This is a genomic window from Streptomyces pyxinicus, from assembly GCF_024753135.1.
GTDB classification, from domain to species: Bacteria; Actinomycetota; Actinomycetes; order Streptomycetales; family Streptomycetaceae; genus Streptomyces; species Streptomyces pyxinicus.
In genome coordinates this window covers 1-14775 of sequence record NZ_JANUGP010000002.1, presented here as the reverse complement: position 1 = coordinate 14775, position 14775 = coordinate 1, and the positions used below count along the sequence as shown (strand labels likewise).

Genomic DNA, 14775 nt, shown 5'->3' with positions numbered 1-14775 from the left:
TACGGACGGAAGCGGACGCTTCCGTGGTCGCTTGTTGGAGGCAGTGATGGGTGTGGCAGCCGGTCCGATCCGCGTGGTGGTCGCCAAGCCGGGGCTCGACGGCCACGATCGCGGGGCCAAGGTCATCGCGCGCGCCCTGCGCGACGCCGGTATGGAGGTCATCTACACCGGTCTCCACCAGACGCCGGAGCAGATCGTCGGCACCGCCATCCAGGAGGACGCCGACGCGATCGGCCTTTCCATCCTCTCCGGCGCGCACAACACGCTGTTCGCCGCGGTCATCGAGCTGCTCAAGGAGCGCGACGCCGCCGACATCCTGGTCTTCGGCGGCGGGATCATCCCCGAGGAGGACATCGCGCCGCTGAAGGAGAAGGGCGTCGCGGAGATCTTCACGCCCGGGGCGACCACCACGTCCATCGTGGAATGGGTCCGCGGCAACGTCCGTCAGCCGGCCGCCTCGGGCGGCTGATCCCCGGGCCGCGACTGATCACCGGGCCGCGGTGGCGCGACGGGCCGCGGTGAAGCATCGGGTCGCGGTGGCGCATCGGGTCGCGGTGGCGCGGGTGTGAGTTCGGCGGTCATCTCCGCGCGCAGGCGCAGTGTGGTGACCAGACGCTGGAAGGCCTCCGCCCAGTAGCCGCCGGCGCCGGGGGCCGCGTCCTCGCGCTCGTCGGGTATCGCCAGCAGCGCTTCCAGCCGGGCCGTCTCCGCCGGGTCCAGACAGCGCTCCGCGAGTCCCATCACGCCACTGAAGCTCCATGGATAACTCCCCGCGTCCCGCGCGATGTTGAGAGCGTCCACGACCGCGCGGCCGAGCGGCGCGGCCCAGGGCACCGCGCAGCTGCCGAGCAGCTGGAACGCCTCCGACAGGCCGTGCGCCGCGATGAACCCGGCGACCCAGGCGGCGCGTTCGGCCGGCTCCAGCGCGGCCAGCAGCTTGGCCCGCTCCGCCAGCGAGACCGCTCCCGGGCCGCCCGCCTCCGGTGCCGAGGGCGAGCCGAGCAGTGCTCTCGACCAGACGGGGTCCTTCTGCCGTACGGCCGCCCGGCACCAGGCCGCGTGCAGCTCGCCCTGCCAGCCGTCGGCCACCGGCAGCGCCACGATCTCCGGTACGGTCCGCCCGCCGAGCCGCCGCGACCAGGTGCCGAGTGGTGCGGCCTCCACCAACTGACCCAGCCACCATGACCGTTCTCCTCTGCCCGTGGGCGGCGTGACCACCACACCGTCGCGCTCCATACCGGAGTCGCACTCGGGCGGCGGCTCGACCACGATGGCCGGCGAGTTCCCCGTCCGGTCCAGGGCCACACACGCCGCCGCCCGTACGGCCATGCGCGCGGCGAGTGCCGAGTCCGGCAGCGCCGCCAGCAGCTCGGCCGCCGTCGCCCGCACGTTGCGGCTGCGGTCGCCGAGGGCCTGTTCAAGGAACGGCTCGTCGGCACCGGACAGGCCCGCGCGCAGCGAGTCCAGGAACATCAGCCGGTCCTCCGCCCGCTCCGTCGACCAGGTCGAGAGCAGCAGGTCACGCGTGAGGGCGGGGGTACGGCCGCGCAGCGCGCCCAGCAGCGCGACCCGCTCGGCGAACAGGCCCTCCTGCCACAGCCGGCGCACCGCCTCGCCGTCCTCGGGGCCGGGCAGGGCCGTGCCGCCGCCGGGGGCCGCGCGCAGGGCGAACCGCCAGTCCGGGTTCAGCCGGGCCAGCCACAGCGCGCGCGGACCGGCGAACGCCAGCGCCGCCGGGCGCAGGTCCGTACGGCCCCGGGCCGCGTCCAGTAGCGCCGGGAGCGTGTGCGAGGGCGCCGCGTAGCCGTGCGCGTTGGCCGCCGCGAGCCACTGCGGGAGCAACTCCGTGAGGTCCGGGGCGCTGCCCCGCCGGCCGCCGCCGGTGCCGCCGGAACGGTCGGCCAGCAGCAGGGCGAGTCTGCGGGCCGCCGCGGCGGGCAGTGCCGGGCGCGGATCCCCGGGCGCGGGTTCCGGGCGCCGGGCCGCGGGCGCGGGCCGCAGTCCGGCCCGCCGCCGTACGGTCGCCACGGCGGCGGCGTCCAGCAGCGCGAGGGGTGCCGGCCGGTCTGCCGTCCCGTATCCCGAGGGCCGTCGGTCGGTGCCCAGCAGGGCGTGGGTGACCAGGTCCTCCCAGGAGGGTGCGGCGGTGCCGGACGGAGGGATGGTGGCGGGTGCGGGTGGCGGGGCCGGACTGACGTTCATGACCGTTCCTTCCGGGTGCGGTGGCCGAGGGGGTGCGGGGCAGCGGTTCGGGGCCGGGCGATACGGGTGCCGGGGGACTGGACGGGTTGGCCGGGCCGCACGGGCTGACTTGGTTGACCGGGTTGCCCGTGCTGACGCGGTTGAGCGGGCTGACCGGGCTGATCGGGCCGCACCGGTTCGGCTGGCGTGGCCCGGTGGCTGCCGAGCGTGGTCACCGCCGCTGCCGGGCCGCCCCTCGTACTCGCTCGGGTCAGCACAGCGGCACCGCCTCGCCCGGGGCCACCGGCCAGGCCGTGAGCGGGGTGAAACCGCGGTGGCCGTGTTCGCCGAAGACCGTGACCGGGGCGCCGCCGGACACGGCCACCAGACGCCACAGGCCGGGACGGGAACGGGCCGCGCGGCTCAGCGGGAGGGCCGAGTCCGCGTCGGCGTCGGCCAGTTGCCAGCCGTCGCCGTCCGGCACCGGTGTCACCCGTCCCAGGGTCACCGGGACCGACTCCAGCCATGGGTCGTCGCGCAGGGCGTCGCCGTAGCGGGCCGCCGCCTCGGCCGTCGTCACGCCCGGCGGCCGGAAGTCCGCCGGGGCCGGTGGTGCGAACCGCTCGCCGAGCGCCGACCGGAACTGGGCGGCCCCCGGGTGGGCGGACAGCTCCGCGTCCAGGGCCAGGCCGACCGGCAGCGCCAGCTCGGGTGCCCGACCGGCCGCGCCGTAGGACAGCAGCAGCCGGGTGCCGCCCGACTCGGCGCCGTGGACCCATATCCGCCGTGTCGTCAGTTTCGGGTCGGCCGTGTCGTACTGGGCGAGGACCAGCCAGCGGTCGCGCACCGGCGGGCTCTCCGGCGTGGCGGACAGGCCGAGCCGGGAGCGGACGGTGACCACGAGGGCCTCCGGCAGGTCGGCGCGGCGCAGCCAGCCCTGGTCGAGCAGGTGCAGCAGCGCGCACTCCTCCAGCAACCGCGCCGGCCAGCCCGGCCCCGACGCCGGTATCGCCCCCAACTCCCGCACCCGAGCGGCCAGTCCGGAAGCCTGGGCGTCGACCATGCGGGCGGCGGTCTCGTCCCACAGCCCGTACCCCGCCTGCTCGGCACCGGCCAGGCCGCCGCGCAGCAGGTCGGCGAGGCGCTGCTCAAGCTCCGTCGCGCCCGCCGTGACCCGCTCGGCGCGGCGCTCGGCCCGGCGCCGCGCCGCCTCCGGATCCGCGCCGCCGCTCGCCGTGTCCGCCGATGCCGGTGCCTGTTCGCTCTCGGCGCGTCTGCGCCGGCCCCCGAGCCACTGCTCCGCCCAGTCCGGCGGCTGCTCGGGCTCCGGCACCGAGCCGTCGCCGCCAGCCCACAACAGCAGCAGGCCGAGGGCGTGTTTGCACGGGAACTTACGGCTCGGGCAACTGCACTTGCACGCCGGACCGGCACCGCCGGCCAGGTCCACCACCGTCTGGTACGGCTTGCTTCCGCTGCCCTTGCACAGGCCCCACACCGCCCCCTCTCCACTGCCCGCCCCAGACCACGGCCCGGCCGTGCCGAGTTTGCCTCCCGCTTTGCGTGACGCGGCGTCAGGCGCCAGTGACAGCACCTGGTCCGCGGTCCAGCGCACCCCCTGCTCAGTCATGCCAACGACGGTAGGTCCCGCCACTGACAATCGGCCCGGCGAGCGCGTTCGTGCAGGTCAGAGCGATTGTCAGTGGCGTGGTGCACCGTAGTGCACAGATCCGAACCGGCCGAGCTGGAGGGGGCCTCAGCCATGTCTGTGTCCGTGCAACCGACGATCGCCGAACCGAGCCTCGACGCCGAGAGCGAGGCGTTGCGGCCGCACGCCGAGCAGGCCTTCGCGGCCGAACTCGCCGCGCTGGCCGCGCAGGACGACCGCCCGCGCCCGGCCCGCTGGAAGCTCTCGCCGTGGGCGGTGGCGACGTACCTGCTCGGCGGCACCCTGCCGGACGGCACGGTGATCACACCGAAGTACGTGGGCCCGCGCCGCATCGTCGAGGTCGCCGTCACCACCCTCGCCACCGACCGCGCCCTGCTGCTGCTCGGCGTGCCCGGCACCGCCAAGACCTGGGTGTCCGAGCACCTCGCCGCCGCCGTCAGCGGCGACTCGACCCTGCTCGTGCAGGGCACCGCCGGCACCCCGGAGGAGGCGATCCGGTACGGCTGGAACTACGCGCGGCTGCTCGCCCACGGCCCGAGCCGGGACGCCCTCGTGCCCAGCCCCGTCATGCGCGCCATGGCCGAGGGCATGACGGCCCGCGTCGAGGAACTGACCCGTATCCCGGCCGACGTGCAGGACACGCTGATCACGATCCTGTCCGAGAAGACCCTGCCCGTCCCCGAACTGGGCGAGGAGGTCCAGGCGGTGCGCGGCTTCAACCTCATCGCCACCGCCAACGACCGCGACCGGGGCGTCAACGACCTCTCCAGCGCGCTGCGCCGCCGCTTCAACACCGTCGTGCTGCCGCTGCCGGAAAGCGCCGAGGCCGAGGTCGACATCGTCAGCCGCCGCGTCGACCAGCTCGGCCGCTCCCTCGACCTGCCGGCCGCGCCCGACGGCATCGCGGAGATCCGCCGGGTCGTGACCGTGTTCCGCGAGCTGCGCGACGGCATCACGGCCGACGGGCGCACCAAGGTGAAGTCGCCGAGCGGCACCCTGTCCACGGCCGAGGCGATCTCCGTCGTCACCAACGGCCTGGCTCTCGCCGCCCACTTCGGGGACGGCGTGCTGCGGCCGGGCGACATCGCCGCCGGCATCCTCGGCGCCGTCGTCCGTGACCCGGCGGCCGACCGGGTCGTCTGGCAGGAGTACCTGGAGACGGTCGTGCGCGAGCGCGAGGGCTGGACGGACTTCTACCGCGCCTGCCGGGAGGTGACCGCATGACAGCGGCCGCCCGGAGCGGGGCCCACGACTCCGGGCCGCTGCTCCTGGGCGTACGGCACCACGGGCCCGGCTCGGCACGCGCGGTGCGGGCCGCCCTGGACGCCGCCCGGCCCGCCGCCGTGCTGATCGAAGGGCCGCCCGAGGCCGACCCGTTGATCCCGCTGGCCGCCGACCCGGAGCTGCGGCCCCCGGTCGCGCTGCTCGCCCACGCCGTGGACGAGCCCGGCCGCTCGGCGTTCTGGCCGTTCGCCGAGTTCAGCCCCGAATGGGTCGCGATCCGCTGGGCCCTGGAGCACGGCGTCCCGGCCCGCTTCATCGACCTGCCGGCCACGCACTCGCTGGCCTGGGACAAGCGGACGGACACGGCGGAGCCCGCCGAGCCCACCGGCGACGCCGAGCCCACCGGCGCCGCCGAAAGCAAGCACGCCGGTGAGGACACGGACGCCGGCGAGGGGGCGGACGGCGGCGAGGGCGAGCGGGTCCGGGTCGATCCCCTCGCCGTGCTCGCGGAGACCGCCGGATACGACGACCCCGAGCGGTGGTGGGAGGACGTCGTGGAGCACCGGGGACCCGGCGAGCGCGACCCCTTCGCGCCCTTCGCGGCCCTGGCGGAGGCCATGGGGGCGCTGCGTGAGCGGTTCGGCGACGGCGGGCACACCCGGTACGCCGTGCGGGAGGCGCACATGCGGCTGCGGCTGCGCGACGCCCGCAAGGAGTTCGGGGACGCGGTGGCGGTGGTGTGCGGGGCCTGGCACGTGCCGGCGCTGCGCGAGCGGACCACCGTCAGCGCCGACCGGGCGCTGCTCAAGGGGCTGCCCAAGGTCAAGGCCGACCTGACCTGGGTGCCCTGGACGCACCGCAGGCTGGCCCGGTCCAGCGGTTACGGCGCCGGCGTCGACTCGCCGGGCTGGTACGGGCATCTGTTCTGTGCCCCCGACCGGCCGGTCGAGCGCTGGCTGACCAAGGTGGCCGGACTGCTGCGCGAGGAGGACCGGATCGTGTCCTCCGCGCACGTCATCGAGGCGGTACGGCTCGCGGACACGCTGGCCGCGATGCGCGGGCGCCCGCTGCCGGGCCTCGGTGAGACCACCGACGCGGTGCGGGCGGTGATGTGCGACGGCTCCGACGTGCCGCTGGCGCTGGTGCACGACCGGCTCGTGGTCGGGGACGTCCTGGGCGAGGTCCCGGAGTCGGCCCCCGCGGTGCCCCTGCAGCGCGATCTCGCCCGGCAGCAGCGCTCGCTGCGGCTCAAGCCGGAGGCCTTGGAACGCGAGCTGGAGCTGGACCTGCGCGGCCCCACCGACGCGGGCCGCGGGAGACTGCTGCACCGGCTGCGGCTGCTCGGCGTCCACTGGGGGGAGCCGGCCGAGTCCCGGGGGAGCACCGGTACGTTCCGGGAGACCTGGCGGCTGCGCTGGGAGCCCGAGCTGTCGGTGCGGGTCGCCGAGGCGGGCGTGTGGGGGACGACCGTGCTCGCCGCCGCGCAGGCCAAGGCCGAGGCGGACGCGACCGCCGCGACCGCCCTGGCCGAGGTGACCGCGCTCGCCGAACAGTGCCTGCTGGCGGGGTTGCCGGACTCGCTGCCCGTGGTCATGCGGGTGCTCGCCGACCGCGCGGCCCTGGACACGGACGTCGGCCGGCTCACCCAGGCGCTGCCCGCGCTGGTCCGCTCCCTGCGCTACGGCGACGTGCGCGGCACCGACACCGGAGCGCTGTCCGAGGTCGCGGCGGGCCTCGCCGAGCGCGTCTTCGTCGGTCTGCCCCCGGCCTGCACCGGGCTCGACACGGACGCGGCCGACGAGATGCGCGGCCATGTGGACGCCGTGCACCAGGCGGTGAACCTGCTGGCGGAGACACCGGCGGGCGGGGCGGTCCCAGGCGCCGGGGAGGCGGCCGGTTCCGGTGGGGGCGGAGCGGCCGGGGGTTCCGATGGCGCGATCGGCCGCGGTGACCTGCGGGGCCGCCGGCGCGGTGACCTGCGGGATCGCTGGCGGGGCGTGCTGCGGGCCCTGTCGCTGCGGGACACCGCGCCCGGCGTGATCCGGGGGCGGTCCGCGCGGCTGCTGCTCGACGAGGGCGCCCTGGACGCGGCGGAGGCGGCGCGACTGATGGGGCTCGCGCTGTCGCCGGGGACCCCGCCGGCCGCCGCGGCGGCCTGGATCGAGGGCTTCGTCGGCGGCGGGGGCGGCCTGCTGCTGGTCCACGACGAACGGCTGCTCGGCCTGGTCGACGCGTGGCTGACGTCGGTGCCGGCGGAGGCGTTCACGGACGTACTGCCGCTGCTGCGGCGCACGTTCTCGGCGTACGAGCCGGGGGTGCGCAGAACCCTCGGCGAGCTGGTCCGGCGCGGACCGGGCCAGGGCACCGGACCTGGTGGCCATGCCCCCGCGACGCCCGGTTTCGGCACCGAACCGGACACCGCGCGCGCCGACGCCGTACTGCCGGTGCTGCGACTGCTGCTGGGCCTGCCCGACGGTGACGGGCGGGAGACGACCGGACACGACAACCTCGCGGGGGTGGGCGCATGACGAACGGCTCGGCACCGACAAAACCCCGGGACCCGGCGGCGGAGCGGCTGCGGCGCTGGCGGCTGGTCCTCGGCGGCGACCAGGCCGACGGCACCGGATGCGCGCTGTCCGGCCGGGACGCGGCGATGGACGGCACGCTCGCCGCGCTCTACGGCAAGGGCGACAAGCAGCGGACGGGACGGGAGCGTTCGGCGGGGCTCGGGGCGTCGGCGCCCTCGGTGGCACGCTGGCTCGGGGACATCCGCACCTACTTCCCGACCTCCGTCGTCCAGGTCATGCAGCGCGACGCCATCGAGCGGCTCGGGCTCTCCGCGCTGCTGCTGGAGCCGGAGATGCTGGCGGCGGTGGAGGCCGACGTGCACCTGGTCGGCACGCTGCTCTCCCTCAACCAGGCGATGCCGGAGACGACGAAGGAGACGGCGCGCGCGGTGGTGCGCAAGGTGGTCGAGGACCTGGAGAAGCGGCTCGCGACCCGCACCCGGGCCACCCTCACCGGCGCCCTCGACCGCAGCGCCCGGGTCAGCCGGCCCCGCCACCACGACATCGACTGGAACCGCACCATCGCGGCCAACCTCAAGCACTACCTGCCCGAGTACCGCACGGTGGTGCCGGAGCGGCTGATCGGATACGGGCGGGCCGCGCGGTCGGTGAAGAAGGAGGTCGTGCTCTGCGTCGACCAGTCCGGCTCGATGGCCGCGTCCGTGGTCTACGCGTCCGTGTTCGGCGCGGTGCTCGCCTCCATGCGGTCGATCAGCACCCGGCTGGTCGTGTTCGACACGGCGGTCGTCGACCTCACCGACCAGCTGGACGATCCCGTCGACGTGCTCTTCGGCACCCAGCTCGGCGGCGGCACCGACATCAACCGGGCGCTCGCCTACTGCCAGTCCCAGATCACCCGGCCGGCGGAGACCGTGGTCGTGCTGATCAGCGACCTCTACGAGGGCGGCATCCGGGACGAGATGCTCAAGCGGGTGGCCGCGATGAAGGCGTCCGGGGTGCAGTTCGTGACGCTGCTCGCCCTGTCCGACGAGGGAGCACCGGCCTACGACCGGGAGCACGCGGCGGCGCTGGCCGCGCTCGGCGCACCCGCCTTCGCCTGCACGCCCGACCTGTTCCCGGAGGTGATGGCGGCGGCACTGGAGAAGCGGCCCCTGCCGATACCGGACACCGCGTGACGCGCCAGGAGAGGGAAATGGCTACCCTTCGGTAACAGGGTCTTGCGCCACCTCGGGCCCACCGTGCGAGGATCAACGCCTCCCGCACCGACCCGAGGGAGCCCCCACGTGCCCCTGCCCCACGTGCCCCTGCCTGCCACCCCGCTGCGACTCGCCTTGCCGGCGCGCGCGGGGAGCCGTTCCGCCGAGGGTCACGCGGGCGGGCGTACGGCCGTACCCGCACGCCTCGGGGCAGCGGCGGCCCCCGCGCCGCACCCGGGCCGGCCCGCGGCGTTCCCACCTTCCGCGCACTCCACTCCCGTCGGAGTCCTTGCCGCGCACTCCACCCCCGCGCACTCCGCGCCTGTCGGAGCCCCGGCGTACGTCGGCACCTTCGTCCCGCTCTTCCCCCACTAGCCCGTCCCGGCGCTCTAGCCCACCAAAACATCCCAGGTGCCCGGCGTACGCCCCCGGCGGCGAGGTAAGTGACAGGGGCGCGACAAGATTCCGCGGGCTGTCGGGTCGGTCGGTCGAACGCCGTCGGTGCGTCCGGTCCGGTACCCGCGGGACAGGGGCGGGACGGCCGCCGTCGGGGTGGTGGCCGCCCGCCCGGGCTCCGGATCGCACCGGAGCCGCTCAGGGGCTCCACCGGGCGCACCCCAGCCCGGTGGAGCTTCACACGGCGCCCGGCGACCGCCGCTTCGCGGCACGGCGTGCCAGGGAAACCGGCATCATGTGACAGGTATCACCGCTCGCGTGCGACCCTCGATTTAGGGAGGCCCCGCAAGCGGCGATAACCTGCGAGACGGACATGCCGCGCGCTCGGACACCGTGTGCGCCCCCCTAGTGACAAGCGGACGTCACGTTGCCCTTCGCGGCACGCCCACGCATCCAACGAACCGCGAGATCACTGATAGGGACGGAAGCGCGTGGACCTGTTCGAGTACCAGGCGAGGGACCTCTTCGCCAAGCACGATGTACCGGTGCTGGCCGGTGAAGTCATCGACACGCCTGAGGCGGCGCGCGAGATCACCGAGCGCCTGGGCGGCAAGTCCGTCGTCAAGGCGCAGGTGAAGGTCGGTGGTCGCGGCAAGGCCGGTGGCGTCAAGCTGGCCGCCTCCGCGGACGAGGCCGTCGCCCGGGCGACGGACATCCTCGGCATGGACATCAAGGGCCACACGGTCCACAAGGTCATGATCGCCGAGACCGCTCCGGAGATCGTCGAGGAGTACTACGTCTCCTTCCTCCTCGACCGTGCCAACCGCACCTTCCTCTCCATCGCGTCCGTCGAGGGCGGCATGGAGATCGAGGAGGTGGCGGCCACCCGTCCGGAGGCCGTCGCCAAGACGCCGATCGACGCCATCGACGGTGTGACCCCGGAGAAGGCCCGCGAGATCGTCGAGGCCGCCAAGTTCCCGGCCGAGGTCGCCGACCAGGTCGCCGACGTCCTGGTCAAGCTGTGGGACACCTTCATCAAGGAGGACGCCCTCCTGGTCGAGGTCAACCCGCTGGCCAAGGTCGCCTCCGGCCAGGTCATCGCCCTGGACGGCAAGGTGTCGCTCGACGACAACGCCGAGTTCCGCCACCCCGACTTCGAGGAACTCCACGACAAGGCCGCGGCCAACCCGCTGGAGGCCGCCGCCAAGGAGAAGAACCTCAACTACGTCAAGCTCGACGGTGAGGTCGGCATCATCGGCAACGGCGCCGGTCTCGTCATGAGCACCCTGGACGTCGTCGCGTACGCCGGTGAGAAGCACGGCAACGTCAAGCCCGCCAACTTCCTGGACATCGGCGGTGGCGCCTCCGCCCAGGTCATGGCGAACGGCCTGGAGATCATCCTGGGCGACCCGGACGTCAAGTCCGTCTTCGTGAACGTCTTCGGCGGCATCACCGCCTGCGACGAGGTCGCCAACGGCATCGTGCAGGCCCTGAAGCTGCTGGAGGACCGCGGCGAGAACGTCTCCAAGCCGCTGGTCGTCCGGCTCGACGGCAACAACGCCGAGCTGGGCCGGCAGATCCTCACCGACGCCAACCACCCGCTGGTGCAGCGCGTCGACACCATGGACGGCGCGGCCGACAAGGCCGCCGAGCTGGCCGCCGCCAAGTAAGCACGAGGACGAGGACTCACACCACCATGGCTATCTGGCTCAACAAGGACAGCAAGGTCATCGTCCAGGGCATGACCGGCGCCACCGGCATGAAGCACACCAAGCTCATGCTCGGTGACGGCACGAACGTCGTGGGCGGCGTGAACCCGCGCAAGGCGGGTCAGACCGTGGACTTCGACGGCACCGAGGTACCGGTCTTCGGTACCGTCAAGGAGGCCATCGAGAAGACCGGCGCCGACGTCTCCGTCATCTTCGTGCCGGAGAAGTTCACCAAGGCCGCGGTCGACGAGGCGATCGACGCCGAGATCCCGCTGGCCGTCGTGATCACCGAGGGCATCGCCGTGCACGACTCGGCGGCCTTCTGGGCGTACGCCGGCAAGAAGGGCAACAAGACCCGGATCATCGGCCCGAACTGCCCCGGCATCATCACCCCGGGCCAGTCGAACGTCGGCATCATCCCGGGCGACATCACCAAGCCGGGCCGTATCGGCCTGGTGTCGAAGTCCGGCACGCTGACGTACCAGATGATGTACGAGCTGCGTGACATCGGCTTCTCGACCGCCGTCGGCATCGGTGGCGACCCGATCATCGGCACCACGCACATCGACGCGCTCGCCGCGTTCCAGGCGGACCCCGAGACCGACCTGATCGTGATGATCGGTGAGATCGGTGGCGACGCCGAGGAGCGGGCCGCCGCGTTCATCAAGGAGAACGTGACCAAGCCGGTCGTCGGCTACGTCGCGGGCTTCACCGCGCCCGAGGGCAAGACCATGGGCCACGCCGGCGCCATCGTCTCCGGTTCGTCCGGCACCGCCCAGGCGAAGAAGGAGGCCCTGGAGGCCGCGGGCGTCAAGGTCGGCAAGACGCCGACCGAGACGGCCAAGCTCGCCCGCGAGATCCTGGCCGGCTGACCTCTCAGCCACCTGTCGGCAGGCCCGCCCCGCGTACTTCCGGGGCGGGCCTGCCGTCGTTCTACGCCGGCTGCGCGGGCCTGCCGTCGTTCTACGCCGGCTGCGCGGGCCTGCCGTCGTTCTACGTCGGCTGCGGGCCCGTTGTGGCTGGTCGCGCAGTTCCCCGCGCCCCTAAAGGCCGCGCCGCCTCGCCCTAGGGGCGTGGTCCGTTGGCGGCTGCGGGCCCGTCGTGGCTGGTCGCGCAGTTCCCCGCGCCCCTTCGGGGGCGCTCACCGGTCGTCCGGGGCCAGGCGCTCCGGTCCGCTCGCCGCCTCCTGCCGGAGCTTGGCCTGGAGGGCCTGTTCCTCGTGGGAGAGGGGGCCGAGGGCCGCTCGGGGCGGGACGCCTTGGACCGCCTGGGCGGGGGCGACCGGGGGCTCGTAGTGGGTGGGTGCCGTCCGCAGGGTCAGGGTCGTCGCGCCGATGATCGTCACCGTGAAGGCGATGGCGGCCCGCGTCCAAAAAACGTTTCGCCGCTCGCCGCACACGCGCACCACCGTCGGCCGCTCCGCCCGCAGCCGCTCCGCCGAGGCCAGCCCGAGCAGCCGGCGGTGCAGCTCGGCGGGGTCGGCCAGTTCCGGCAGGCACGCGGCCAGGGCCTCGCGCGCGTGGGTGAGCCGGCTGGCCGCCGCCGGTGTGCTGGCCTCCGTCTCCGCCGCCGTCTCCGGCAGGTCGAGGCCCACCCCGTCGTAGAGCACGACCGTGCGCCGGTACGCCGGCGGCAGCTCCAGCAGCGCGTGCAGCAGCGCGCGGTCCGCCGGGTCGGCCGGCGGCGGTTCCGGATGCCGGTAGCGGGGGCGGAACCGGTGCCAGGGCGAAAGCGCGCAGTCGTACGCCATCGCCCGCACCCAGCTCGCCGGGTCACGGTCCTGCGCGATCTCGGGCCAGCGCTGCCAGGCCAGCTGGAAGGCCCGTTCCACGACCTCGCGGGCCAGGTCCCGGCGTCCGGTGAGCAGATAGGTCTGCCGTACGAGGGCGGGCGCGCAGAACGCGTACAGCGCGTCGAAGGCCTGAGCGGGCGTCAGCGGCTGCGCCCCCAGGAGGCCGGGACCGGGACCGGGACCCGGGCCAGGACCGGTGGTGGTGTCGGCCGGCCGGGTGAGCGCCGCCAGCAGTCCGGCGTACGCGGCGCCCTCCTCGCCCTCGGGGACCCGGTGCCCGGACTCCCAGGCGCGCACCGTGGACCGGCTCACGCCGAGCCGCTCGGCGACCTGATCCCGCGTCAGCGCGTGGGCCTCGCGCAGGCGTCGGCGTTCCCTCGGTGGTGGCAGCGGGGTGGCAGTACTCTGCGTCATCACCATGCACCCTTTCGTACGAAAAAGAACATAAACGTATATTGAGCGACACAGCGGGGGTTCGCCTGTTACGGCGGGAAGGCGCGTGTCGTTGGGACCATGGCCGCGTGACCCAGATGACCGCTCGCCGACCGCCGTCCCCGCCGCTGCTCACGCGGGTGCGCGACCGTTCGCCAGGGCTGGCCGCCTGCCTGTTCGGCGGTGCGGTCGCGGCCGGGCTCGGCCTCGGTTCGCTCGCCGTGCTCGTCCTCGCGATGTGGATCAGCTCGCCCTATCCGGACAGCGGTCCGGGTGGCGCGCTGCATGTCGCCGCCGCGCTCTGGCTGCTGGCGCACGGGGTCCAACTGGTGCGCACGGACACGCTGTCGGGCGCGCCGCTGCCCGTCGGGGTGACCCCGCTACTGCTGCTCGCGCTGCCGGTGTGGCTGCTCTACCGGGCCGCGCGCGACGCCGCCGACGTCTCCGCCGAGCCCGACGCGCCGCCGCCGGTGCCGGCCGCCACCGTCTGGACGGGTGTCGTCCTCGGCTATCTGGGTGTCGCCGCCGCCGCGGTCGTGTACTGCGCGGGCGGTGAACTGCGCCCGTCATGGCCCTGGGTGACGGTGTGTCTGCCGCTGGTGGCGGCGGTCACCGCGGGAGCCGGGGTGTGGTCGGCGCAGGGCCGCCCGCCCGGGGGACAGACCACGGCCCGAACGGAGCAGGCGCCCGGGACCATGAACCTGCTGAGTCCGCCGGGTCCGCTGGGTCTGCTGAGTGCGGTGGGTCTGCTGAGTCCGGTGGGGCGGCTGGTGCCGGCGGACGCCGAGGCCCGCGCCCGGCTCGCCGCTGCCGTGCGCGCCGCCGGTGCCGCTACGGCCGTCCTCTTCGGCGGCGGAGCCCTGCTGCTCGGCACCTCGCTGGTGTGGCACGGCGACCTGGCGCGGGCGTCCTTCCTCCAGCTGACGGAGGGCTGGACCGGGCGGTTCGCCGTCCTGCTGCTCGGCATCGCGCTGATCCCCAACGCGGCGGTGTGGGCGGCCTCCTACGCCCTCGGCCCCGGCTTCGTCCTCGGCACCGGGCACCTGGTGCATCCGCTCGCCTCCGACCCGGCCCCGATGCTGCCGCCCTTCCCGCTGCTGGCGGCGGTGCCGGACGCCGGGACCGGGACGCTGACCAACAAGCTGGCGGTACTGGTGCCGGTGGCCGCCGGGATGACGGCGGGCTGGTTCGTGGCCCGGGCGGCGGTCCGGCGGGAGACGGGACACCCGCCCCGGGCCCGCTGGACGGCGGCCCGCACCGCCGGCGTCGTCCTGCTGACGGGGGCGGTCTGTGCGGCGGCCCTCGCCCTCCTCGCCGGCCTGGCGGGCGGCCCGCTGGGCGTGGCGGCGCTGGCCCGCTTCGGCCCGGTGTGGTGGCAGACCGGGCCGGCGGCCGGGGTGTGGACGGCGGTGTGCGCGCTGCCGGTGGCGCTGGTGGTACGGGTCTGGCGGCTGCGCGGCCGGCACCAAGGAGACCACGGGGAGCGCGGGGCGCACGGGACGGGTGCCGGCCGCACCGACGCACCCGCACCGAGGTCGCCGAAGCCCCTCACGGCCGCCCGCCCCGACGTCGTACGGGACGCGGTCGAGCCCGCCGAGGAGGACCGGTACGACATCCTGCCCGCCGAGAATCCGTTCCCCGCCCCCGACTG

At 74.6% G+C, this 14775-nt stretch carries 10 protein-coding genes; 7 read left to right on the top strand and 3 right to left on the bottom strand.

Annotated features, from left to right (window positions below; all coding sequences use genetic code 11):
* The first annotated feature begins 46 nt into the window (after positions 1–46).
* Positions 47–469 carry a coenzyme B12-dependent isobutyryl CoA mutase small subunit gene (icmB, locus tag NX794_RS02615; RefSeq protein WP_258776426.1) on the top strand — a complete coding sequence of 141 codons (423 nt, stop codon included), beginning with the start codon at positions 47–49 and terminating at the stop codon, positions 467–469.
* Here icmB and NX794_RS02610 read toward each other — a convergent pair.
* Entirely contained in the window at positions 445–2202 is a 1758-nt protein-coding gene (locus tag NX794_RS02610; protein ID WP_258776424.1) for a DUF5691 domain-containing protein, read from the bottom strand. The genes icmB and NX794_RS02610 overlap by 25 nt on opposite strands.
* A 250-nt stretch (positions 2203–2452) precedes the next feature.
* On the bottom strand, positions 2453–3808 hold the full coding sequence (locus NX794_RS02605; protein ID WP_258776423.1) for an SWIM zinc finger family protein: 1356 nt from the start codon (positions 3806–3808) through the stop codon (positions 2453–2455).
* 132 nt (positions 3809–3940) lie between these two features.
* Here NX794_RS02605 and NX794_RS02600 point away from each other — a divergent pair, with 132 nt between their 5' ends.
* The 5 genes from NX794_RS02600 (at position 3941) to sucD (ending at position 11772) form a co-directional block, all read left to right on the top strand.
* Positions 3941–5071 (top strand): ATP-binding protein, encoded by a 1131-nt coding sequence (locus tag NX794_RS02600; RefSeq protein ID WP_258776421.1) that lies wholly within the window; start codon positions 3941–3943, stop codon positions 5069–5071.
* On the top strand, positions 5068–7599 hold the full coding sequence (locus tag NX794_RS02595) for a DUF5682 family protein (protein WP_258776420.1): 2532 nt from the start codon (positions 5068–5070) through the stop codon (positions 7597–7599). Before NX794_RS02600 ends, NX794_RS02595 begins: the two co-directional genes overlap by 4 nt.
* Positions 7596–8774, top strand: coding sequence for a VWA domain-containing protein (locus NX794_RS02590; protein ID WP_258776418.1), 1179 nt, complete (start codon positions 7596–7598; stop codon positions 8772–8774). Before NX794_RS02595 ends, NX794_RS02590 begins: the two co-directional genes overlap by 4 nt.
* 908 nt (positions 8775–9682) lie before the next feature.
* Entirely contained in the window at positions 9683–10861 is a 1179-nt protein-coding gene (gene sucC / locus NX794_RS02585) for an ADP-forming succinate--CoA ligase subunit beta (protein ID WP_258776417.1), read from the top strand.
* Positions 10862–10887: 26 nt separating this feature from the next.
* Complete coding sequence (sucD, locus tag NX794_RS02580; RefSeq protein WP_258776416.1) at positions 10888–11772, top strand: succinate--CoA ligase subunit alpha; 885 nt, start codon at positions 10888–10890, stop codon at positions 11770–11772.
* A 269-nt stretch (positions 11773–12041) separates the two neighbouring features.
* On the opposite strand, the gene NX794_RS02575 is transcribed toward sucD, so the two are convergent.
* On the bottom strand, positions 12042–13106 hold the full coding sequence (locus tag NX794_RS02575) for a transcriptional regulator (protein WP_258776415.1): 1065 nt from the start codon (positions 13104–13106) through the stop codon (positions 12042–12044).
* A gap of 107 nt (positions 13107–13213) precedes the next feature.
* On the opposite strand from NX794_RS02575, the gene NX794_RS02570 reads away from it, so the two are divergent.
* Positions 13214–14775, top strand: a 1562-nt coding sequence (locus tag NX794_RS02570; protein ID WP_428985838.1) for a cell division protein PerM, incomplete at its 3' end; no start/stop codon positions are given.

What these genes read in the sequence shown, in the direction of transcription:
- icmB (WP_258776426.1), top strand. Translation starts at nt 47, where the DNA reads ATGGGTGTGGCAGCCGGTCCGATCCGCGTGGTGGTCGCCAAGCCGGGG.
- NX794_RS02610 (WP_258776424.1), bottom strand. Translation starts at nt 2,202, where the DNA reads ATGAACGTCAGTCCGGCCCCGCCACCCGCACCCGCCACCATCCCTCCG.
- NX794_RS02605 (WP_258776423.1), bottom strand. Translation starts at nt 3,808, where the DNA reads ATGACTGAGCAGGGGGTGCGCTGGACCGCGGACCAGGTGCTGTCACTG.
- NX794_RS02600 (WP_258776421.1), top strand. Translation starts at nt 3,941, where the DNA reads ATGTCTGTGTCCGTGCAACCGACGATCGCCGAACCGAGCCTCGACGCC.
- NX794_RS02595 (WP_258776420.1), top strand. Translation starts at nt 5,068, where the DNA reads ATGACAGCGGCCGCCCGGAGCGGGGCCCACGACTCCGGGCCGCTGCTC.
- NX794_RS02590 (WP_258776418.1), top strand. Translation starts at nt 7,596, where the DNA reads ATGACGAACGGCTCGGCACCGACAAAACCCCGGGACCCGGCGGCGGAG.
- sucD (WP_258776416.1), top strand. Translation starts at nt 10,888, where the DNA reads ATGGCTATCTGGCTCAACAAGGACAGCAAGGTCATCGTCCAGGGCATG.
- NX794_RS02575 (WP_258776415.1), bottom strand. Translation starts at nt 13,106, where the DNA reads ATGACGCAGAGTACTGCCACCCCGCTGCCACCACCGAGGGAACGCCGA.